The following is a 20,616-nucleotide window of genomic DNA, read 5'->3' on the forward strand; positions in this document are numbered from 1 at the left end:
GTAGCCGCTGCGTCGACTGTTCAGCACGGTCGCATCGTTACCGGATTGCGATGCTGTGCAGCTGGTTTCGTTGATCGCTCGGCGCGAAGTTGTCCGAGGGTCTGTTCGAGCTGGCGGCGAAGTTTCTGGTTCTCCTCGGTGAGCTGGCGGATGCGGGTGTTGGCGATGTTGAGCCGCTGACGCAGCGATTGATCACTGCCTCGCTGGCGAGATGGTATGGCGGCCTTGATGTTTAGGCCTTGGCTGGCGCGGATCCTCTGGATTTCGTCTTTGATGTCGGGCTGGCTGTATAGCCAGGAGCGGGAGACATCGGCGTGCTGGGCGAGGGCTTGGAAGGTGATCGCTGTTCCTGCTTGATCGAGCTCGTGAAGAGCTTGGATGGCCTTGGCGCGGGTCAGTTCGTGACGGCGTTGGGCGGCGGTGATCAGGTGTGCGGTGTTGTCAGCTCGCATCGGGGACCGCCTTCTGGTTGCTGCGGGTTTCGTCGTCGAGGGCGTCGATGATCTGGTTGAGGTTGGTCAGCACGCCCTTGTTCATCTCGGCGAGGCGCTGCTGGCCTCGGGCCTCGGCGGCGTCGATGATCTGGAGAACCTGTTGACGCTGATTGCGGTGCTGGGGAAGGAATTCCGGTGTTGTGATGAACATGGGGCAGGTCAGACACGCGTTGGCATGCGGGCAGCTCTTCTGGACCGGCAAACCGCAGAACCCGTTCGGCAGGGCCTGTGTGACGCGGCTGATCCGCTGTTTGGCCCAGGCCGCCTCTGCCAGCGGACCATCCGGGTCGAGTCTGACGGTGTCGCCGTTGATGTCGACCTTTCGGGCCGCTTCCCAGTGCCGGCGGACGGTCGTGTCGTGCAGGCGGGCGTAGTGCGCGGTCATCTGCGGCGAGTCGTGGTCGAGGATCTTGCGGACGACTTCCTGGGGGACGTCACGGTTGATGAGTCGGGTGCCCAGAGTGTGACGCCATTGATGCGGGGTCAGGCGCACCTGGGCGCGGTGTTCGTCGCGGATGTCGCAGTACTCGAGCCAGCGATAGAGCGCCAGCCGGTAGGTGGAACTGCCGACGGGGTGCTCACCGGTGATGTTCTTGGTTGGGCGCGGAAACAACCATGGGATGCTGGCCTGCCATCGTTGGAGAACGCGCTGTCGCTGCCCGTTGATCAGCTCGCGGAGTTCCTCGTCGATAGGAACCAGGGCGTCGCGTTTCATTTTGTGGTTGAAGTAGCGCAGATAGGGTGCGCCGTCGGCGTCGGTGACGACGCAGTCGCCGCGCAGCCGCGTCGTGTCGGTGATCCGCAGTCCGCAGCGCATGAGGATGAGCGTGATCAGCCGGTAGGTGGGGTTGTCCCAGCGGTCGAGGTTGATGGGCTGTTCGAGCTGGGCCATCACGTTGTCGGGCAACGCTCGGGGTGCTCGTTCGTCGCGCTTGGGATAGTCCTGTGTGAAGAAGGACGCTTCGGCGGGAAGTCGTGCGTCCCAACGATGTTGGCGGATGGCGGCGAAAAACCCATTGAGCAGACCGATGTTGGTGCCCTGGCGATGCGGGCCGCCGGGTTCGCTGCGAAGGTCGGCCAGATATCGTTCCAGAACCGGCCGCGTCACCTCGGTGATCTCGGTGACGCCGACGCGGTCCAGAAATCGGGAGAATCGGGTGATCGCCAGGACGGGGCGTCCGCCGCCGGCTTCGAGCCCGAGCCCGGTCGACAACCGCCAGCGAACCCATCGCTTGGCCAATGCTTTCAGCCATGGTTGAGCAATACCGTTGAACCGCAACACTCTTCGACCGTCGAAACCCAGCCGGTGCATGCGCCAGGCATCGCGTGGATACTCGGTTTCCCACCCGGTCGGCTCGGCGAGATCCTCGACGACGCGGCGAGCGTAGTTCAGGAAACCGATAGATCGTGTGTCACGTGGCCAGTATTCGCCGGCCAGAGCGCGCCAGGCGGATTCGTCGAGGTCCAGCAGCGACGACGCCGTCGCGTTGGCCAGCAGGCGCACCACCCTCATCACCGTGTCCGGGGTGATGGTGCCTTCGCGCTGGTCGTGACGGTGTTGCAAGACGTACTGCATCTCGAGCCGCATCCCGACCTCGAGTTCATCGAGCCGGATAGTCTCCCCGCTCGGAATCTGGATGTCGTCAAAGCGTCGAACGAACTCGCCAATATCGGGTCGTCCGTTGACCTTCCAAGTGGCGGCATGGGGATGACAGAACGGGCCTTGCGCCTTCGGCCAGAGGTCGCAACACGTGATCGCGCAGGTCACTCCCGGTGCGGGCCGCTTGAACGGCAGCGGTTCGGCCAACCACTGTTGCAGGTTGGGGCGACCCGCCCGGGTCCATCGCTGGGCGTGCAGCTGACACATCCCGCCGCGCGCGCAGCCGTAACCGCAGTCAGTCACCCGGCAGCGCATGTTCGGACGCTGCCGCGCCCAACGGTGGTCGGTCGATGCAGCGAAGTCCTCGATATCGGGTCGACCGGCGTCGGCCCAGCGTTGATGATGACCGGGACACATCCCGCGCGAGCGTGCGGTTCGCTCGCACTGTTCGACGCGGCATCGACCTCCACCGAACACCGGATCCTCGGCGGCGAACCGTAGTGTAGTGCTGCGGAATTCGGGCCTCACCGCTGCCATCAATTTCGCCAGTAACCCCGAGCAGGCAGGTGCGGATTTCGTGACAGGCGTGTTCACCAGCGCACCTCCTGATCGTTGAACCAGCCCGCCCGCTCCAACACTCGGCGAGCGTCTTCGACGGTGAGGTGCCCGTAAACCGTTTCGGTGGTGGTGATGTCGACGTGGCCAAGGATGCGCGAGACCACCTCGATCGGGACACCATCTCGAAGTAGACGGGTCGCGGCGGTGTGACGCCACCAATGCGGGTCGAAGTCGATGCCAGTGCGGCGGCGCAGCCGCCCGACCAGGTCATAGACGTTCGAGTAGGTCATCGGGTGCCCGTGCGGGCGGCCCCAAAGGTTGACGAACACATAGTCGCTGTCGAGATCACCGTATTCCTCATGCAGGTAATCGGCATATAACCGGACCAGCTGGGCGCTGATCGGAACGCTGCGCGAGGTCGATGATTTCGTGCGAGCTCCGTTGTCGTTGTCCCGTGGACATACCGTCAACTCGCGCTCGGCAGCGGCGATGTCTTCGTGCCGAAGCCCCAAGGCTTCACCGATCCTGACACCGGTCTCATGCAGCACCGCGAATAGGAAGCGGTCCCGCAAACGTCCGCAGGAATCCAGGATCGCTTGCGCTTCAACGACATCGAGCACGCGCGGTAGCTTCTTTGGTGCCTTCAGCTTGATGGTTCGGGTCTTGACCGGGTCGCCCTTGCTGATGTGATGCAGAAACGGCTTCCAGCCGCCCCTGCCGCGACCCACCGGCTGCCAGGACACCAGCAAGTCTCCGACGTCAACGCCATGGCGCACGGCGTGGAGGTAGAAGGCGCTCAACGCCGAAAGCTTGCGATTCACAGTCGATTCCGTGCAATGGTGCGCCACTGACGGCAACACCGTGACCCTGCCGTCTCGTGCCGCAGGTGGCAGCCTCAGCCAACCGACGAACCCGCCGAGGTCTTCCAAACGCACTTCCCGCCAGTCCAGGCCACGGAAGGTTAGGAACTCGAACCAGTCCTTCAGGTCGTGGGCATACGCCTTGACCGTGTTCGGGGACCGCTCGATATCGGTCAAATACGCCAGATACCGCTCTACCGGCCCCAACGGTCGGTCGTCATCACCGAGAACGGTCCATGACTCACGCGACGAGACCGGCGAAACCACCCGCGTAACAAGCACTCCGCCTCCCTGAGATCTGCCTCCTGGACCGCGGTAGATAACCACATCCAGCACGCACAACAGAGCGGTTCAACAGCACGTGCTCCACATCGAAGACACCCTTCGAAGCACTGCAGATAACGATGGGGTTTGTGGTGCGCAGATGGATCCAGTGCTCAGCCGGGTATCGGTAGAACTCGAGCAGCACATCGAGGTCGTCGACGATCTTCGCGACGGCTTTGGGATATTTTGCGCCGTGTCGATTTCGAACGCTTTCACCGCCAGTTGCCTCTTGTCGATGTCCTCGGCCATGTAGATATCCTTCATGGCCGCGACCGCCCCGGGACGGTGGTCGAACTGCCCGATGTCGAAATAGTCGCGACGATGGACGCCTCGGCAATGAACTTCTCCGGCTATAATATAGTGGGCGCTCAGTTTAATAACTGGAAACGCGGCAGGACGCCAGACAGGAAGGGTTCCCTACCGGGACGCCGGACCGATGACGATCCTGACGCCGGAACCGTGCCGGCCCGGACGCTAGTTAGACGAAATCAACGAGGTCACAATGGAATTCGATGGCAAGGTAGTTGTCGTCACCGGAGGCAGTCGAGGGTTGGGCCAAGAGATGGCCCAGGCCTTCGGCGCCGAGGGCGCCCACGTTGTGGTGACGAGTCGAAAGGTCGCCGACTGCGAGGTGGTGGCGAAAGCCGTCGAAGCGCTGCACGGGCGCCGGGCACTGGCCGTCGCGTGCAATGTCAGTGACTGGGCGCAGTGTGACACCCTGATCGACAGCGTGTACCAGGAATTCGGTCGGGTCGATGTGCTGGTGAACAACGCCGGACTGTCACCGCAGTACCCGTCGGTCGATCAGGTCACCGAGGCGTACTTCGACAAGGTGATCGGCGTGAACCTGAAAGGTCCCTTCCGGTTGGCATCGGTTATCGGTGCACGGATGGCGGAGAGGGGCGGTGGCTCGATCGTCAACATCTCCTCGATCGAGGCGATACGCCCGGATCCCAATGCGATTCCTTACGCGGCCGCCAAAGCCGCGCTGAACAACCTCACCGAAGGCTTGGCACAGACGTTCGGGCCGACCGGCGTCCGAGTCAACGCGATCCAGTGCGGGCCCTTCCTCACCGACATCTCCCAGGCGTGGACCGACGAAATGCGGGTGCAGTTCGACAGCCAGGCGGCGCTGCGCCGCTGTGGAAAGCCTGACGAGATCGTTGGAGCGGCATTGTATCTCGCAAGCGAAAAGGCATCGTTCTGTACAGGTGCCGTACTTCGGCTCGACGGCGGGGTCCGATGAGCAGCGTCTGCGCGACCGCGAACTTCGGGATTCCTGGGGTCGAGTTGTCCGCACTCGCCGGCTGGATGGATGCCAATGGCCTTGGGCGCGGGCCATTGACCGACATCCGCGCCATCGGGGGCGGCACTCAGAACATCATGCTGCGATTCACCCGCAGCGCACGGGAATTCGTACTGCGCCGAGGCCCGCTACATCCGCGCGCGACGACCAATGACAACCTGCGCCGGGAGATGCGGCTGTTGGCGGCGTTGGCCGACACCGCCGTGCCACATGCCCGGCTGATCGCCGCGTGCCTCGACGAATCAGTGCTGGGCGAGGCGGTGTTCTACCTCATGGAGCCGCTGGCCGGTTTCAACGCAGCGGTCGAGTTGCCCGTACTGCACGCCTCGGACGCGGGCGTTCGCTATCGGATGGGACTCGGGGCCGTCGACGCGCTGGCAACGCTGAGTACGGTCGACTACAAGGCGGTGGGGCTGGCCGATTTCGGGCACCCCGAGGGCTTTCTCGAACGTCAGGTGCCGCGCTGGCTGCGGGAACTCGAGTCCTATGCACAGCTGGACAATTACGACGGACACGGCCTGCCCGTCGAGTCGGTGGCCGAGTGGCTTACTCGCAACCGGCCGTCCAGCGGCCCGATCGGGATCATGCACGGCGACTACCACCTCGCCAACATCATGTTCGCGCCCGATGGGCCGCAGGTGGCGGCGATTGTGGACTGGGAGATGTGCACGATCGGCGATCCGATGCTGGATCTGGGCTGGCTGCTGGCGACTTGGCCGGAGCCGGATCGGCGGATCGACATCATCGGCTCTGCACTCACGGGCGCAGGCGGACTGCCGCCCGCGTCGGAACTCATCCGACGTTACGGCGAACGCACGGGCCTCGATGTGTCGGCCGCAGACTGGTACGCCGTGCTGGCCTGTTTCAAACTCGGAATCATTCTGGAGGGCACCCATGCGCGGTCGTGCGCCGGGCTCGCCTCCGTCGATGTGGGGCAACGGCTGCACACCAATGCGGCGGCCCTGTTCACCCGAGCACACCACCTGATCGACCACAACTGATCGTATTCACGAATCGAGGACCGATATGGCATGGGATTTCTCCACTGACCCCGAGTTCCAGAAGAAACTGGACTGGATCCGGGATTTCATCCGCGCCGAAGTGCTTCCGCTCGAGACTCTGAGCCTGGATTGGGCGCAGCTGCGCCGTGCCATCGCACCGCTGCAAGAGCAGGTGAGGCAGCAGGAGTTGTGGGCCGCGCACCTGGACCCGGAATTGGGCGGCCAGGGCTATGGCCACGTCAAGCTCGGGTTGATGCACGAGATTATCGGCTCCAGCTGGGTGGCACCGCTGGTGTTCGGCAATCAGGCGCCGGATTCCGGCAACAGCGAAATCCTCGCCGCCGCAGGCACTTTTGAGCAGAAGGCACAGTACCTGGAACCGCTGCTGGCCGGCGAGAAATACTCGGCCTTCGCGTTGACCGAGCCCGGCCACGCGGGTTCTGACCCGACTCGCCTGTCTACCACGGCCTTGCGCGACGGTGACGACTGGATCATCAACGGCCACAAGTGGTTCGTCTCCAACGCCTCGACGGCGGATTTCATCATTGTCGTCGCCGTGACCGACCGGGAGGCCGAAAAGCACCGGCGTGCATCACAATTCATAGTTCCGATCGGCACGTCCGGGGTACGGATCGTGCGCGACCTGGCCACCATGGAACATCCGATCGTCCAGCCGAACCACTATCCCTCGCACGCCGAGGTGCTGTTCGACAATGTCCGGGTTCCGGCAGACGCGTTGCTCGGCGGCATCGGTGACGGCTTCCGCATCGCCCAGAAACGGCTGGGGCCAGGCCGCATTCACCACTGCATGCGGTGGATCGGGCAGGCCAAGCGGGCCTTCGACATGATGTGCGAACGCGCCGCCTCGCGCGAACTCCACGATGGTGTGCTGGCAGACAAGCAGACCGTCCGGAACTGGATCGCCGATTCGGCCGCCGAGATCCAGGCCGCGCGCCTGATGACGTTGAACGCGGCGTGGATGATCGACCAGCACGGTACCGCGGCCGCCCGCAAGGAGATCGCGTACATCAAGTACTACGGGGCGAAGGTGCTACACGACGTCATCGACCGCGCGATCCAGGCACACGGCTCACTCGGCTACTCCGCCGACTTGCCTCTGGAAGGGATGTACCGGTCGGCGCGCGCGGCGCGCTTCTACGATGGCCCTGACGAGGTACACCGGGACAGCGTCGCCAAGCTGATCCTGCGCAACTACACGCCTCCGGCGACAGGCATTCCCACCGAGCACGTACCCACTCGTCGGGCCGCGGCCCAGCAACGGTTCGCGGAACTGCTCACCGCCACCGCCGGCTGAGCGCTCAGGCCGAAGAAGCGGCAAACGAGTAGCTATGCGGCCCCAGGCGTGATGATCACGCACGCGAACCTGAACGCGCTTTGCTTGTCACTCATCAGTGCTTTGTCCTGCCGACGCGCCGATGTGGTCTCAGTCGCGATACCGCTGTTCCACTCTGGTGGCATGGGATCAGCGGTCTCACGGCTGTTCTTCGGCGGTTCGACGGTGAAGCTCGGCTCCGTGGGCGTGGCGACCTCCGCAGTCGAGGTGCGGGTCGGACCAGGCCCGCCGCAGCTGCTGGCTTGGCGAACCGCAGTCCTAGCGCCCCAGGCCGTCGATGACCATCGCCTGGAACTCCCCCACGATCTCATCGATGCGCTGACCGCGGCCGGGCCGGTACCATTGTGCGACCGAATTCATCATTCCCAGTAGGCCATTGGCCACGATGCGGTTGGCGCGTGTCAGCTCGCCAGCGCGGTATCCCTGTTCGAGCACACCTTCCCAGCAATCCTGGACTTCTTGCCGCAGCGCCTGCAGCTGCCGCATGTGCTCCGCGCTGAGGGCGTCCGCGTCGCGCATCTGAACAAGCACTTCACGCTGATGCCGCACGATGATGCGGACGTGAGCGTCGATGAGCTGGCCAAGCTTCTCGACCGGGGTGGCGTCTGCGGCGACGACCCGCTGCGCCCCCGCCAGCGCCTTCATGGTGTAGCGTCGCAGGATCTCCCACAACAGCTCTTCCTTGCACTTGATGTGGTAGTACAGCGCACCGGGCTGCAGGTTGGTCCGGTTCCCGATCTCGGCGACACTCGTGGCGTGATAGCCCACCGTGGAGAACAGCTCGATCGCCACCTCGAGGATCCGCTCCCGCGTCGCCTCGGTACTGCTGGCCAGACTGCCCCGCGGTCGGCCACGACGTCGAGGACCGCCGCTAGTCGACTGATCAGGTGCACTCACGAGTACACAGTCTAGGTGGCTCGTTTCGAACGGGCCTTTTCGACGATCACGCGGCCTGGTCGGTGCAGGTTCGGCTGGTCTTGGTGATCGTTGTCGCTGATCGGTTGTGTCCTGTTGTGCCCTTTGTTGTTTGGGCGTCGGTCACGAACTGTGGCCGGGTATGCCTCAGGCGCAGGCCGGCGTGCAGCCGTTGCTGGTGTGGCCGATCCCGAGCATGCGAGACGTGCGAGATTGACCGCGGCGGTCAGTAGAGCGAAGTCGGCGCTGATCTTGGCTCGCCGCGGACGCAGGCGCGGCGTACGAAACCAAAACCGGGTCAGCGGTTCGGGTCGAGCACGATCTTGCTGACGTCCTGGTCGCGCGACGCGTAGAGGGTGTAGGCCTCGGGCCCCTGACTCATCGGCATCCGGTGCGAGACAACGTCACCCGGCCGGATTCGGCCGCTGCTCGTCAATCTGAGGAGCACGGGTAACTCCGCTTGCACGGAGCACAGTCCGATGGCGAATTCCAGCTCCTTCACTTGGGCGTACTGCATCGGAAACGGCAGTGCAGGACTCTGATTGACGCCGATGACGCTGACTCGGCCACGGACCCGGACCAGCTTGACCGCCAGCACGATGGTCTCATCGGAGCCGACGGCGTCGATGACGGCATCGAGGCCGGTTCGGCCCACGATCAACCGTACTTCGTCGCGAACGTGCTCACCCGCTGCGAGTGCGGTGGCGCCCATGGCCTGCGCCCGACTGCGACGCGACTCCACGGGGTCTATGCCGATGACGTTCGCCGCACCCATCGCGAAGGCGCACTGGACACTCATGAGCCCGACGGGCCCAAGGCCGATAACGACGACGTTGTCACCGGGAGCGATCCGGGCGCGCCGACATCCGTACCACGCCGTCGGTGCGTTGTCCGTCAGCACGATCGCGGCTTCGTCGCTCACGTCATCGGGCACGGCGACGAGGTTGCGGGCGGCATGGGGCACGAGCACCTGCTGGGCTTGCGCGCCCTGGAGCTTCGGACCTATTCCGTAGCACGATTCGCTCCAATGCCCAGACTTGGTCAGGCAGGCCGACACCCGACCGGCGCTGCACTCGTCGCACGTCGCACAGCCGACAGAAGCAGGGATGAGCACCCGGGTTCCGACAGCCAGATCTCCCGAGTCCCGACCGGCTCGACTGATGATGCCGAGCGCCTCGTGGCCAACCGTGTAGCCGATGGTGTCGCTGAAGCCGTGACCGTTCCAGATGTGCAGGTCACTGCCGCAGATCCCCGCCGTAACAACGTCGACAATCGCCTGATGCGGCTCGGTGATGGATGGTTCGGGGGCGTCGGCGAAGGCGATGTCCCGAGGGCCACGGTAGACCAGAGCCTTCACGGAGTGCCGCCGTCCAGTCCGAGCATCGCCCGGCTGCCAGCAGTCGCTGCGTCCGTGGGCAGGACGAAAGCAGCCGCGTATAGCTTTCCATCCAATTTCTTACTCCGAGTTCTTCTGAAAGTTGTCGCTATCAATCAAGATTGGGTTGAGCAGGGCGTCCGGCTACGACACCGCGACTCGGGCACGCGTCGCGGCGAATTCGAGTGCTGCCGACCAACTGGCGCGCTCGGCTATCAAACGGCGATATTTCATGATCTCGCGCGGTTCGTTCATGGTCAGCACTCCGGCCAGGCGTTCGCCACTGCGGTACAGCGCCACGAATCGGCCGTCGTTCACGTCGCCGCTGACGACGCGCACTTCGCCCTCATCCGGCACGCCGACGAACTGGATGCGACTGTCGTACCAGTCGGACCAGAAATACGGCACCGTCGTGTACGCCGAGAGGGGATGCTCGCCGAGCGCGTTCCGCGCCGCGATCGCTCCCTGTTCCGCAGCACTCGTCCAGTGTTCGAGCCGCATCTCGCGGCCGAAGAGGCTGTTGCGCCAACGCGCGACATCGCCGGCCGCATAGACGTCGGGCACCGAAGTCCGCAGATACTCATCGCAGATCACACCGTTATCGACGCGAACGCCCGAACCGGCCAGCCAGTCGGTGGCGGGCGTCGCCCCGATGCCGATCACAACCAGGTCCGCGTCCAGGACGGTGCCGTCCGCCAGCCTGACCCGCTCTACCGAGCCCTGCCCCTCGATCGCGGAAACGCCTATACCGCAACGCAACTCAACACCATTGCGGGCGTGCAGGGAGCTACAGGCCGGTCCCATCCGCTCCCCCACCGCACGCACCAGCGGCACTGGAAACGCCTCGACGATCGTGACATCGAGTCCCCGTTTGCGGGCCGCGGAGGCCACCTCCGAGCCGATGAAGCCGGCCCCGACGACCACGGTCCTGGCTCCGGCATCCAATGCCGACCGCACGGCGCGCGCGTCATCCAGAGTGCGCAGGGTGTGAACACCCGACAGTCCCTCGGTTCCGGGGAACGAACGCGCCGTAGCTCCCGTGGCGATGACCAATGCACGATAGGGGTACTCGGAGTCGCCGACCTCGACAACTCTGCGCTCGGTACCGAGTCGCGTCGCCGGTGCTCCGAGGACGAGTTCGACGCCAAGCTCGCCCGCGAGCATCTGCTCGGTGCGAAAGTGCGTCTCTTCCGGTTCCGCGTTGTCCAGGAACGCTTTCGACAGTGGTGGCCGATCGTAGGGAAGATGCTTCTCGGCTCCGATCAGAGTGATCGGACCGGTATAGCCGCTCTTGCGCGCGCCCTCGACGGCCCGCAACCCGGCCAGCGAGGCTCCGACGACGACAAGCGGTGCAATGGCGCGGGCTGGGCACACGGTCACTCCTCCACCAGCGTCAACGCTTCCGTCGGACAGCCCTCACACGCCTTCTTGACATCGTCCAGCAGCCCGTCGGGGACGGTATCGCTCAGCAGGACGAGCTCACCTTCGTCGTTCACTTCGAAAACAGTCGGTGCGAATGATTCGCAAATGCCCAGGCCGGTGCACTTCGTCCGGTCGAGTTCGATCTTCATGTCGTGCCTTACTTCAGTGGTTCTTCTGGGTTTCACCGGCTTGTGCCGCAGTCAGCTCCGCGACGATCTTCAAGACGTCGTAGGACCTGTTGTCCCGCTCGGAGGATCGCAGCGCGGTGAACGCCTCGTCGACATCCGTTGCGCGCGCGTCGAAGTACTGGCGCGCATTCACGTGCGTCGCGATCAGGAATCTCTCGGCTTCGACACCATCGAATGCCATGCCGGCCACCGCGGCCGCATCCATGCCGTGCGCCAACAGTGCACGTGCGAGCTCATTTTCCGGGATCGGCCCGCCGGTTCGCGGGGCCGTTGCGCCCCCGAACGCCACAGTCCGGTCGAGACCAGCCCCGGAATCATGGTGCTGACGCCGACATGCGGCGGCATTTCACGCCGCAGGACATCGGCCAGGCCCAGCACGGCGTGCTTGGTGGCTGTGTAGAAACCATTGCCGGGGAAAGGAATTCCGATCGCGTGCTCGGAAGCGGTCACAAGCAGCCACCCTGGGTCGGCGGCGGCGACCATCCGGCGGCCGAACGCGCGCAGCGTTGCCCAAGTGCCGGTGACATTCACCGACAGCGCCCAATTCAGATCCTCGGGTTTCGCGGCGAGCAGCGGTGCCGACGGAGTGTTGACACCCGCGTTGGCGCACACCAACCCCGGCGTCCCCAGTGTCCGCTCCACCTCGTCGGCGAGCCGCTCCACGGCGGTGACATCGGAGATGTCACACGCGAACGGGACCACCGGCACCTGGTATTCGGAAATCCTCTGCGCGGTGGCGTTGGCCGCGACGGAATCGATATCGACGACTACTACTGCGGCGGCTTTGCGCACAACGGCTTCTTCGGCAAGCGCTGCCCCGATACCGCTACCAGCACCGGTGACGACGACGATACGTCCTTCGAACTTCACAGCTTCACCGCCACGAATTTGGTCTGTGTGTAGTGATGGAGGGCCTCCATGCCCTTCTCGCGCCCGTAGCCGCTGGACTTGTAGCCGCCGAACGGCCCTTCGACGAGACCGGCCTGCCATTCGTTGACGTAGACCTGCCCGGCCTCCAACTGCGCTGCGACCCGATGCGCTCGCGATAGGTCCTTCGTCCAGAGCCCGGCAGCGAGGCCGTATTGGGAGTCATTGGCGATCCGCACCGCGTCCTCCTCCGATGAGAAAGGAATCACGACGAGTACTGGGCCGAAGACCTCTTCGCGAGCGATCGTCATATCGTTCGTCACCCTGGTGTAGACGGTCGGTTGCACCAGCCACCCATCTCCGACCGCCGCGCCACCGTAGGCCAGCGTGGCCCCGTTCTGTTCGGCAACCCGGAAATAGGACAGCACCTTCTCGAACTGCGCCTCTGTGGTCATCGGACCGTAGGTCTGCCCGGGCTTGATCTGTTCGAGGCCGGTGACCAACGCTTCCACGAATCGGTCGTGGATCTCCTCCGCGACCAGCAGACGGGTTCCGGCACTGCAGATCTGGCCCGCGTTGAGAACAAAGGCGTTGATCGAGCCCTTGACGGCGGCCGCCAAATCCGCGTCGGCGAACACGATATTTGCGGATTTCCCGCCTAGTTCCAGGGTCAGGGGCAGAATCCGGTCGGCGGCGATGTGCGCGATCTCGCGCCCGGCGCGTACCGAACCGGTGAACGCGACCTTGCTGACCGACGTATGTTCGACAAGGGGTCGGCCGACATCCATGCCGGTTCCGGTGACCACATTGAGCACACCGGGTGGCAGGCCAGCGGCATCTGCGATTCGAGCCAGTTCCAGCGTGGTCGCCGAGGTGAACTCCGACGGTTTGGCGACCACGACGTTGCCTGCGGCCAATGCGGGTGCGATCGCCCGCGCGGCCTGGTTCAGCGGCGCGTTCCACGGTGTGATCACGCCGACGACGCCGAACGGCTCACGCAGGGTATAGCCGTGCACCCCTGGGCCCAGATCGATGATCTCGCCTCCCGGCAGATTCGCCAGCCCAGCGTAGAAGTCGAAATAGGCTGCGACTCCTTCGACCTCGATGGGAGTCTGCCAATCCGGCTTGCCCGATTCGGCCGACTCGAGTTCGGCCAGGCGAGCTGATTCGTCGCGCAACCCCGCCGCGATCGCTGCCAGAATTCTGCCGCGCTCCCCTGGCTTGCGGAATCGCCAACCCGGTAGTGCCGCGGCTGCGGCCTCCGTCGCCGCGTTCACATCTGCTTCGGTACCAGCGGCGATCTCGCACACAACCGCATCGGTGCCGGGGCGGGTCGATGTCAGGTGTTCACCGTTGACCGGTGCGGTGTCCACTCCGCCGATCCAGTGCCCGTACTTCACAACGCCACCGGTGCCGGGCACGCGCCGTACTCGACGGGCATTTCCGTCAAGGCGTTGAACCAGATGCTGCGCAGACGGGTGACTGGGCCACTCACATGCACCTGCGGGCGGGCGGTCAGTAGTTCCTCCAGAATCGTCCGCATCTGCAACCGTGCCAGCGTAGTGCCCATGCAATAGTGCGGTCCGGCGCCGAAGGACAAATGCTGATCGGCATTGGGCCGCAGAATGTCGAACCGGTCCGGATCGGTGAACAGCTCTTCATCCCGGTTCGCCGAAGCATAGGACAGGTAGACCTTGTCGCCTTCCCCGATCCGAACACCGTGCAGCTCGAAATCACGAGTCGCGGTGCGCCGGAACTGCACCACCGGCGGTGAGAAACGCAGCGTCTCTTCAATAGCGTTCGGCAACCGCCCCGGCAGATCGTCCAAGAGCACCGCGCGTTGTTCGGGGAATTCGCTCAGCAGGCGGATTACGTGCGCGGTTGTGTTTCGTGTCGTTTCGTGACCGGCTATCGACAGTGTAAGGAAGAACATATTGATTTCGAAGTCGGTGAGCCGCTCGCCGTCGATTTCCTTGTTGGCGTAATTGCTCAGCATGCTGCCGTCGGGATTCTTTCGCTTTTCCTCGACCAGTTGATGGCAGTACCCGAACAGCTCCATCGCAACTTGAAGTGCATCGGTGTCGGGGTCTTCGACCGCGGCGATGGCGTTGCCCCATTCGAAGAACTGCTTCCAGTCGCTCTTGGGTACACCCATCAGTTCGGTCAGGGTCATCATGGGGAGTTCGGCGGCCACGGTGTAGACGAACTCACCGTCATCGGCGTCACGAACGCGGTCGATGATCCGCTTGGCGTGGGATTTGATCATCGGTTCCAGCTTCGCGATGTTCTTGGGGGTGAACCCGGCCGACACCAGCTTGCGGTAAGCCGTGTGTTCGGGGTGATCCTTTCCCATCAAGCCGGTCCGTTGACCTTCCAAGGTGTGCGGACTGCCAGGCGGGGCATCGGGATTGGGGTCGTAGAGGACCGGGCCGCCCAACCAGGACGAGAACAACTCTGCATCTCGTGAGGCCATATTCACATCCTGATACTTGGACAGCACCCAGAATCCGCGATTCATCGGCATGGCACCGCCGATCGGCTTATCCGGAGGCGGATTCCAGTGCACCGGCGCCTCGCGGCGCAATGTCGCGAAGTACTCGTACGGCGGCATTCCCACCTCGAGTAGCTGGTCCGGGTCGGCGAGATTGACGTCGCCGGGCTTGAAAGTCATTTATTTTCCTCCGAATTTTTCTGCTTCATATTTCTGACGGAGTCGACTACGGCTGCTGTGAATTAGCCGAGGTTATTGCTCGGGCCATGCCCGCCCCTAGGGGAGCAATACCGGACATGTCGGAGAGACACCCGGTGCCGTGATCGCCGAATTTTCGCGAACCCCGCTGTTGAGGGACTGCTAGTGAGTCGTCGACGCGCGGTGTTCGGCGTTCCCGTCGATCGCCTCCACCTCGCTGTGAGTCATGTCACCTAGCATGACTTCAAAAATTATTTTGTCAACCACTAATTTTTTTCTCCCACTGTTTCCCCAGCTCAAGTGGGGTAAAGCCGATGCTGGTGCACGCACGCGGGCGCTGAACCGCTAGCGGCGGACCAGCGCACCGCAACAACGCGACCGTGTCGCTGGAACGACGCGGACCGGGCACGCGGCTGTGGAACCCGGCCACTATCAATCGGTCAGGCCACGGTCACCGTTCACCGATTCGACACCGGCATGGATCCGGGAGTCGACCGCCGCATGCTCGCTCGCCGACCGGCTACGCACCCAGGCGAGCGGCGCCGAGCCGGGTTCGCGTCGTCTCGATCATATGGTCGAGCGGCGGCACCGGATCGAATGCTTCGGGGGCCAACCTCCATTGGTAGCCGACCCCGCGCAACATCGCCACGACGACCTGCGCTTCCACCACCGGATCGACGGTCGCGCGGATCGAGCCGTCGGCGATTCCGCGTCGAATCTGTCCCGCGAGCACTTCCCAGGTCTCCCGGTGTAGCTCGACGAAGCGCTCCCGCAGCTCCTGGCCAGGCCCCAGCGCTTCGAACATCAGGGCATAGAGCACCCGCAACGATCGGCGGTCGAGCCGGTACTGATCCCGGATGCCTTCCAGCAAAACCATCAAACCGTCGAGCCCCGAAAGGCCTTCGGCCCGAGGCGTGATCGTCGTAATCGTCCAACGCCTGACGATTCGGTCGACCAGCGCCTCGAGCAATTTCGTCTTGGAACCGAACCGCGCGGTGGCAAGGCTGCGGCTGTAGCCCGCACGCTCACCGACCGTGGCCAGGGTCATGCTCGCATACCCACCTTCGGCGACCAGTTCACCCGCCGCTTCCAGCAGCAACCGCGTGGACAGCTGCGAGCGCGCTTGATGCCCGTTGAGCGATTCGACCTCAATATGCATCAAAAAATTGTAGCTGACTAACCAATTTTTTCGGCACCATGATCTACACCCACAGGCAGCAGCGCATCGATCAGCAGGCCGAGGTCATCGAGGGCTCGATCCACGGCAACATCCTCGGGATCGAGCATCGCCTGATAGGCCGCACCACGCAGACCGCCGACCACCAGGCGGGCCACCGCCTCGGCATCGACGTCGGACCCTACAGTCCCCTCGGCCATACCCGATTCGATGACGCCACGCACCGAAGTGCGCAGATCGCGGTGCAGTTCGAGCATGCGCTGCTGTAGCAGCGGGACCGGCAGCAACGCCTCGAACATCAGGATGTAGAGCGCGCGCATCCGATTCGGCGAACGAAGCCAGCTGGACTTCAGCTCGGCCAGCATGGCCCGGATCGCGACCGCACCGGTCGTACCGCCGATGACCTCACGCAGCGACCTACCCTGCCAGTCGACGACCATGCGTTCGACCAGCGCCCACAGTAGCCCTTCCTTCGAACCGAACCGTGCGGTCACCAGCCCGGGGCTATAGCCCGCGCGAACGCCGATCGCCGCCAGCGTCATGCGCTCGTAGCCGCCTTCGGCGATGAGATCCGCCGCCGCGTCCAGGAGTCGACTGGTCGACAGTTCCGAACGCGCCTGCTTCGGGGTGGGCAGGTTGCGATCCACACGTGCCACAGTGATCCTCCATGCTCGCCACCTTCGCTTCGAGGGGCGATATTCCCATTCGATCCCCGCATCCTACTGATCATGCCCCTGCTCAGCCTTGCTGACCTGCGCGGAAGAAAATTAAGTTGTCAGCTAGATAATTTTTTCGTAGAGTCATGGGACCACTCCGGTGTGCTCCAGCCCACATCGGATTCCGATGGTCCCGCTGACGTCAGTCTGGGCCTACATCGCCACAACAGTTCCCTACGAAGAGGTAGGTCCCCAATGACCTCAGAGGCAATAGCCGCTTGGCAGGCCGTACGCACTCGGCTCGACGACGTCCTCGACAGCCTCAGCGCCGACGAGTGGCTGCTGCCCTCCGCCTGTGCCGGCTGGCGAGTGCGCGATGTGATCGCCCACCTGGGCGCCAGCGCGCGAGCCGTCCTCGATCCGTTGCCGGAGCCTGCCGACGCTCCCCCGCTGCCCGAGAACAGGGAACGCCAGCACGACGTCGCGGTGGCTCGTCGCCACGGCTGGTCGGTCGATGAAGTCGTCGACGAATACCGCACCTACAGTCCGAAGCTGGTCGAGCTGGTGGGTTCATTCCAGGCCGAACCCACTGCGTCCCAACCCTTTCCGGTACCGGGACTGGGCGTATACCCGATGCATTCGCTGGCGAACGCGCAGGTGTTCGACTATCACTGCCATCTCCGCCACGATCTGCTCGGACCCGCCGGCCCGCTCCAGCGCAGCCTGCCCGAACCGGAAGGCGAAGTCGTGCACGCTGCGGTCGTCTGGATGATGCTCGGCTTGCCGCAGATGCAGGGCAATGAACTCGACGACACCGTCACCGTTCCGATCACCTTCCGGTTCACCGGACCGGGCGCGAGCGAATGGACCGTGCACCGGCCCGACCCCGCGGGCGGATTGGTCGTCGAGGAGCACGGCAGCGCCGACGTCATCGTGACCTCGGATGCGGACGCCTTCATCGCCTGGGGCACCAAACGCCGTGACTGGCGGGCGGATTGCATCATCTCCGGCTCGGATTCGCTCGCCGCGGTCCCGTTGCTGGACGCGCTGAACATCATCTAGCGGCGGGACACGCCCAGAAAGGATCCCGCGTGGATTTCGACGACACACCGGCCGAGGCCGAATACCGGCGCCAGATCCGGGAATTCCTGAACCCTCACCATGATGAGCTGATCCATGGGGACGGCGAATATCTCAATGAACCGGGCGTGGAGAACATCGACGGCCTGCGCCGCACGCAGGCCCTGCTGTACGACGCCGGATATGTGGGCGTCACCTGGCCGATCGCGTACGGCGGCCGCGGCGGCACGGCCATGCAGCAGGCCATCGTCACCCAGGAAATGGCCCTAGCCGCGATCCCGGCCCTCGCCAACTTCGTCGGCCTGGGCATGTGCGGACCCACTGTGCTCGCCCACGGCACAGAGGACCAGAAGGCACGCTACATCCGACGGCTACTCCGCGCCGACGACATGTGGTGCCAACTGTTCAGCGAGCCCGATTCGGGCAGCGACCTCGCCGCACTTCGCACCACCGCGGTCCGGCAGGAGGACGGCACGTGGAGGGTGGACGGGCAAAAGGTGTGGAACACCCGCGCGCAATACTCCTCGTACGGCATCCTGCTGGCTCGCACCGACCGCACTGTCGCCAAACACCGCGGACTCACGATGTTCGTCGTCGACATGCGCGCAGCCGGTGTGACGGTGCGCCCGCTCGAGCAGATGAACGGGGACCATGAATTCACCGAGGTGTACCTCGATGGCGTGGTGATTCCGGATATCGAGCGGCTCGGTGCGGTGAACGATGGCTGGCGGGTCGCGCTGACCACGCTCATGAATGAACGCCTGGCTGTCGGTGGTGGTGGCAACGAGGTCGGTGTCCGCCTCGAAGCGCTGATCCAGCACGCCCGCGAGCGCCTGCCCGGGTTGCCCGGCGATACGCAAGTGCTGGCCCGCCAAGCGCTTGGCCGGGTCGTCGTCGAATCGCTGGCGACGCGCTACACCGGCTATCGGCGTCTGACCGCCATTGCACGCGGCGAGATCCCGGGCCCGGAGGCCAGTGCAGGAAAGCTCTCGGCCGTGCGCACCGCGCGCGCCGGCGCCGATCTCGGAGTGCGGCTGCTCGGTCCGGAGGCCGTCTACGGCCGAACTTCGAAGGGTGAGTGGCTGTGGCCGACCGCACAGGCATCGGTGCCCGGCACAGCCATCGCGGGCGGCACCGACGAGGTCCTGCGCAACATCCTCGGCGAGCGAATCCTCGGACTGCCGCCCGAACCTCGGACGGATACGCAGCCAGTCTCAGCAGGTAGGGAAGGCCGATCGTGAACTTCGACCTCGACGACAACCAGCGCGAATTCGCCGCGGCCGCAAAGGAATTCTTCGAAGGGCAGGACTGCCTCGCTCATGCCCGCGCCCTGCTGAAGGAACCCGGCGAAGCCCGCCCGGGACTGAAGAGCCTGGCGCAACTGGGTTTCTACGGGCTCATCGCACCCGAGTCCGCCGGCGGGATCGGGCAGTCCATCCTCGACCTCGCGGTGGTCGCCGAACAAGCCGGGCGGGTGCTGGCCGGTCCGTCACTGGTCACCGCGGCGCGGGCCGCCGTCCTGCTCGACGGTGACACCGAACGACTGGCCGCGCTCGCGGACGGGTCGACCGAGTATGCCGTGCTCGACGGCTCACCGGAAGGCTCGGCGCCCTCGATCGACGCGCGTATAGCGACCGAATTCCTCGCTCTGGACGGTACAACCCTCGTCGTGGGGACCGGTGAGCCGATAGCCGGCGAACCGATCGACGCCACCCGAGGATTGGCCTCGGTGCGGCTGACCGACCGAACCGTGCTACGAACCGATGCCGGACAGCTGTGGGAACGCGCCCGCCAAATCGCGACCGTCATCCTCGCTGCGGAAGATCTCGGCGCCGCCGACCGCGTCTTCGAGATCGGTGTCGAATATGCCCGCACCAGAACAACTTTCGGCCGTGCGATCGGCTCCTACCAGGCGATCAAACACCGTCTGGTCGATGCCTGGGTCGATGTGGACCAGCTCCGCTCCCTGATGTGGTGGGCGGCGTGGACCGCCGATCACTCCCCCGAGGATTTGCCGCTGGCAGCTTCGGCGGTGAAGGCCTATAGCTCCCGTGTTCTGGAGGAGGTGACCGAAACCTTGATCCAGCTCCACGGCGGTATCGGCTTCACCTGGGAGCACGACGCGCATCTGTTCTGGAGACGCGCCAAGGTCGACCGTCTACTGCTCGGTGACGAGGCCGAGCACCTGGACCATGTCGCCCTTCTGACCCTAGAAACTCGAGAAGAGACCCTCCTATGAGCGACCCGGATTTCACCTCCTTCCCACTGGCCCCGAAGGGCAACAAGTTCGAAGATTTCACCGTCGGACAGAAGTTGACCCACCACTGGGGCCGAACCCTGACCGAAGCCGACAACACCTTATTCTGCACGGCAACCTGCAACTGGCTGCCGCAGTATCTGAACTCCGAATTCGCCCGCAGCTACGGTCATCCGTCGACCGTGGTACATCCTATGCTGGCTCTGTGCACCGTCGTCGGGCTGTCGGTGGAAGACCTCAGCGAGGCAGGGGGGCCGTTTCTCGGGGTGGAGGACTGCGTCTTCCACGTTCCGGTGTACCCCGGTGACACCCTGACCGCCCGGTCCGAGGTGCTGGACAAACGGATCTCGGCCAGTCGGCCCGGGGTCGGCATCGTCACCTGGCGAACCGAAGCACACAACGACCGCGGTGAACTGGTCCTCGACTTCAAGCGGACCAATCTCGTCGAGCAACGGAAGCTGCGGTGAGCGCCGCCACCGCCCTGGAACCCGGC

General features: G+C 64.4%; 20 protein-coding genes and 1 pseudogene. 7 read left to right on the top strand and 14 right to left on the bottom strand.

The annotated features are described in order from the left end of the window. Positions 1-20 precede the first annotated feature (20 nt). The 4 genes and pseudogenes from OIE68_RS08765 to OIE68_RS08780 all read right to left on the bottom strand — a co-directional run. A complete protein-coding gene (locus OIE68_RS08765; RefSeq protein ID WP_327097347.1) occupies positions 21-452 on the bottom strand; it encodes a DUF6262 family protein in 432 nt (143 codons plus the stop codon). Beyond that, entirely contained in the window at positions 442-2,631 is a 2,190-nt protein-coding gene (locus OIE68_RS08770) for a site-specific integrase (RefSeq protein ID WP_327101540.1), read from the bottom strand. Before OIE68_RS08770 ends, OIE68_RS08765 begins: the two co-directional genes overlap by 11 nt. Positions 2,632-2,684: 53 nt before the next feature. Then, a complete protein-coding gene (locus OIE68_RS08775) occupies positions 2,685-3,794 on the bottom strand; it encodes a site-specific integrase (RefSeq protein ID WP_327097348.1) in 1,110 nt (369 codons plus the stop codon). A 121-nt stretch (positions 3,795-3,915) separates the two neighbouring features. Beyond that, positions 3,916-4,118, bottom strand: a pseudogene (locus OIE68_RS08780) (transposase); the annotation flags it as partial. Positions 4,119-4,338: 220 nt separating this feature from the next. On the opposite strand from OIE68_RS08780, the gene OIE68_RS08785 reads away from it, so the two are divergent. From OIE68_RS08785 to OIE68_RS08795, 3 genes are read left to right on the top strand one after another with little or no spacing between them, the layout of a single operon-like run. After that, positions 4,339-5,082, top strand: coding sequence for an SDR family oxidoreductase (locus tag OIE68_RS08785; RefSeq protein ID WP_327098877.1), 744 nt, complete (start codon positions 4,339-4,341; stop codon positions 5,080-5,082). Further along, entirely contained in the window at positions 5,079-6,143 is a 1,065-nt protein-coding gene (locus tag OIE68_RS08790; RefSeq protein WP_327098878.1) for a phosphotransferase family protein, read from the top strand. The genes OIE68_RS08785 and OIE68_RS08790 overlap by 4 nt, the downstream gene beginning before the upstream one ends. A 25-nt stretch (positions 6,144-6,168) precedes the next feature. After that, positions 6,169-7,458 carry an acyl-CoA dehydrogenase family protein gene (locus OIE68_RS08795; protein ID WP_327098879.1) on the top strand — a complete coding sequence of 430 codons (1,290 nt, stop codon included), beginning with the start codon at positions 6,169-6,171 and terminating at the stop codon, positions 7,456-7,458. Positions 7,459-7,755: 297 nt separating this feature from the next. Here OIE68_RS08795 and OIE68_RS08800 read toward each other — a convergent pair whose 3' ends face one another. From OIE68_RS08800 to OIE68_RS08845, 10 genes are all read right to left on the bottom strand, one after another. After that, positions 7,756-8,289 (bottom strand): TetR/AcrR family transcriptional regulator, encoded by a 534-nt coding sequence (locus tag OIE68_RS08800; RefSeq protein ID WP_327098880.1) that lies wholly within the window; start codon positions 8,287-8,289, stop codon positions 7,756-7,758. A gap of 421 nt (positions 8,290-8,710) precedes the next feature. Beyond that, positions 8,711-9,769 (bottom strand): zinc-binding dehydrogenase, encoded by a 1,059-nt coding sequence (locus tag OIE68_RS08805; RefSeq protein ID WP_327098881.1) that lies wholly within the window; start codon positions 9,767-9,769, stop codon positions 8,711-8,713. A gap of 162 nt (positions 9,770-9,931) precedes the next feature. Beyond that, complete coding sequence (locus OIE68_RS08810) at positions 9,932-11,161, bottom strand: FAD-dependent oxidoreductase (protein WP_327098882.1); 1,230 nt, start codon at positions 11,159-11,161, stop codon at positions 9,932-9,934. 2 nt (positions 11,162-11,163) lie between these two features. Next, positions 11,164-11,358, bottom strand: a complete 195-nt coding sequence (locus OIE68_RS08815; RefSeq protein ID WP_327098883.1) for a ferredoxin — start codon at positions 11,356-11,358, stop codon at positions 11,164-11,166. Positions 11,359-11,371: 13 nt separating this feature from the next. Further along, positions 11,372-11,578 (bottom strand): hypothetical protein, encoded by a 207-nt coding sequence (locus OIE68_RS08820; RefSeq protein WP_327098884.1) that lies wholly within the window; start codon positions 11,576-11,578, stop codon positions 11,372-11,374. Further along, positions 11,542-12,267: an SDR family oxidoreductase gene (locus OIE68_RS08825; RefSeq protein WP_327098885.1), complete on the bottom strand. Its 726-nt coding sequence runs from the start codon at positions 12,265-12,267 to the stop codon at positions 11,542-11,544. Before OIE68_RS08825 ends, OIE68_RS08820 begins: the two co-directional genes overlap by 37 nt. Continuing rightward, a complete protein-coding gene (locus OIE68_RS08830; RefSeq protein ID WP_327098886.1) occupies positions 12,264-13,685 on the bottom strand; it encodes an aldehyde dehydrogenase family protein in 1,422 nt (473 codons plus the stop codon). The genes OIE68_RS08825 and OIE68_RS08830 overlap by 4 nt, the downstream gene beginning before the upstream one ends. Next, positions 13,661-14,935 carry a cytochrome P450 gene (locus tag OIE68_RS08835; protein WP_327098887.1) on the bottom strand — a complete coding sequence of 425 codons (1,275 nt, stop codon included), beginning with the start codon at positions 14,933-14,935 and terminating at the stop codon, positions 13,661-13,663. The genes OIE68_RS08830 and OIE68_RS08835 overlap by 25 nt, the downstream gene beginning before the upstream one ends. Before the next feature lie 538 nt (positions 14,936-15,473). Next, positions 15,474-16,112, bottom strand: a complete 639-nt coding sequence (locus tag OIE68_RS08840; protein WP_327098888.1) for a TetR/AcrR family transcriptional regulator — start codon at positions 16,110-16,112, stop codon at positions 15,474-15,476. A 17-nt stretch (positions 16,113-16,129) separates the two neighbouring features. Then, complete coding sequence (locus OIE68_RS08845; protein ID WP_327098889.1) at positions 16,130-16,786, bottom strand: TetR/AcrR family transcriptional regulator; 657 nt, start codon at positions 16,784-16,786, stop codon at positions 16,130-16,132. A gap of 255 nt (positions 16,787-17,041) precedes the next feature. Here OIE68_RS08845 and OIE68_RS08850 point away from each other — a divergent pair, with 255 nt between their 5' ends. The 4 genes from OIE68_RS08850 to OIE68_RS08865 are packed head-to-tail and all read left to right on the top strand — an operon-like array spanning position 17,042 to position 20,590. Next, positions 17,042-17,848 carry a maleylpyruvate isomerase family mycothiol-dependent enzyme gene (locus tag OIE68_RS08850; RefSeq protein ID WP_327098890.1) on the top strand — a complete coding sequence of 269 codons (807 nt, stop codon included), beginning with the start codon at positions 17,042-17,044 and terminating at the stop codon, positions 17,846-17,848. A gap of 29 nt (positions 17,849-17,877) precedes the next feature. Then, entirely contained in the window at positions 17,878-19,107 is a 1,230-nt protein-coding gene (locus OIE68_RS08855; protein ID WP_327098891.1) for an acyl-CoA dehydrogenase family protein, read from the top strand. Beyond that, positions 19,104-20,105 carry an acyl-CoA dehydrogenase gene (locus tag OIE68_RS08860; protein WP_327098892.1) on the top strand — a complete coding sequence of 334 codons (1,002 nt, stop codon included), beginning with the start codon at positions 19,104-19,106 and terminating at the stop codon, positions 20,103-20,105. The genes OIE68_RS08855 and OIE68_RS08860 overlap by 4 nt, the downstream gene beginning before the upstream one ends. Further along, positions 20,102-20,590 carry a MaoC family dehydratase gene (locus OIE68_RS08865; protein WP_327098893.1) on the top strand — a complete coding sequence of 163 codons (489 nt, stop codon included), beginning with the start codon at positions 20,102-20,104 and terminating at the stop codon, positions 20,588-20,590. Before OIE68_RS08860 ends, OIE68_RS08865 begins: the two co-directional genes overlap by 4 nt. The last annotated feature ends 26 nt before the right edge of the window (positions 20,591-20,616 follow it).

Source organism: Nocardia vinacea (assembly GCF_035920345.1).
In the GTDB taxonomy this organism is placed as follows: domain Bacteria; phylum Actinomycetota; class Actinomycetes; order Mycobacteriales; family Mycobacteriaceae; genus Nocardia; species Nocardia vinacea_A.

What these genes read in the sequence shown, in the direction of transcription:
- OIE68_RS08765 (WP_327097347.1), bottom strand. Translation starts at nt 452, where the DNA reads ATGCGAGCTGACAACACCGCACACCTGATCACCGCCGCCCAACGCCGT.
- OIE68_RS08770 (WP_327101540.1), bottom strand. Translation starts at nt 2,631, where the DNA reads ATGGCAGCGGTGAGGCCCGAATTCCGCAGCACTACACTACGGTTCGCC.
- OIE68_RS08785 (WP_327098877.1), top strand. Translation starts at nt 4,339, where the DNA reads ATGGAATTCGATGGCAAGGTAGTTGTCGTCACCGGAGGCAGTCGAGGG.
- OIE68_RS08790 (WP_327098878.1), top strand. Translation starts at nt 5,079, where the DNA reads ATGAGCAGCGTCTGCGCGACCGCGAACTTCGGGATTCCTGGGGTCGAG.
- OIE68_RS08795 (WP_327098879.1), top strand. Translation starts at nt 6,169, where the DNA reads ATGGCATGGGATTTCTCCACTGACCCCGAGTTCCAGAAGAAACTGGAC.
- OIE68_RS08815 (WP_327098883.1), bottom strand. Translation starts at nt 11,358, where the DNA reads ATGAAGATCGAACTCGACCGGACGAAGTGCACCGGCCTGGGCATTTGC.
- OIE68_RS08820 (WP_327098884.1), bottom strand. Translation starts at nt 11,578, where the DNA reads ATGGCATTCGATGGTGTCGAAGCCGAGAGATTCCTGATCGCGACGCAC.
- OIE68_RS08835 (WP_327098887.1), bottom strand. Translation starts at nt 14,935, where the DNA reads ATGACTTTCAAGCCCGGCGACGTCAATCTCGCCGACCCGGACCAGCTA.
- OIE68_RS08840 (WP_327098888.1), bottom strand. Translation starts at nt 16,112, where the DNA reads ATGCATATTGAGGTCGAATCGCTCAACGGGCATCAAGCGCGCTCGCAG.
- OIE68_RS08850 (WP_327098890.1), top strand. Translation starts at nt 17,042, where the DNA reads ATGACCTCAGAGGCAATAGCCGCTTGGCAGGCCGTACGCACTCGGCTC.
- OIE68_RS08865 (WP_327098893.1), top strand. Translation starts at nt 20,102, where the DNA reads ATGAGCGACCCGGATTTCACCTCCTTCCCACTGGCCCCGAAGGGCAAC.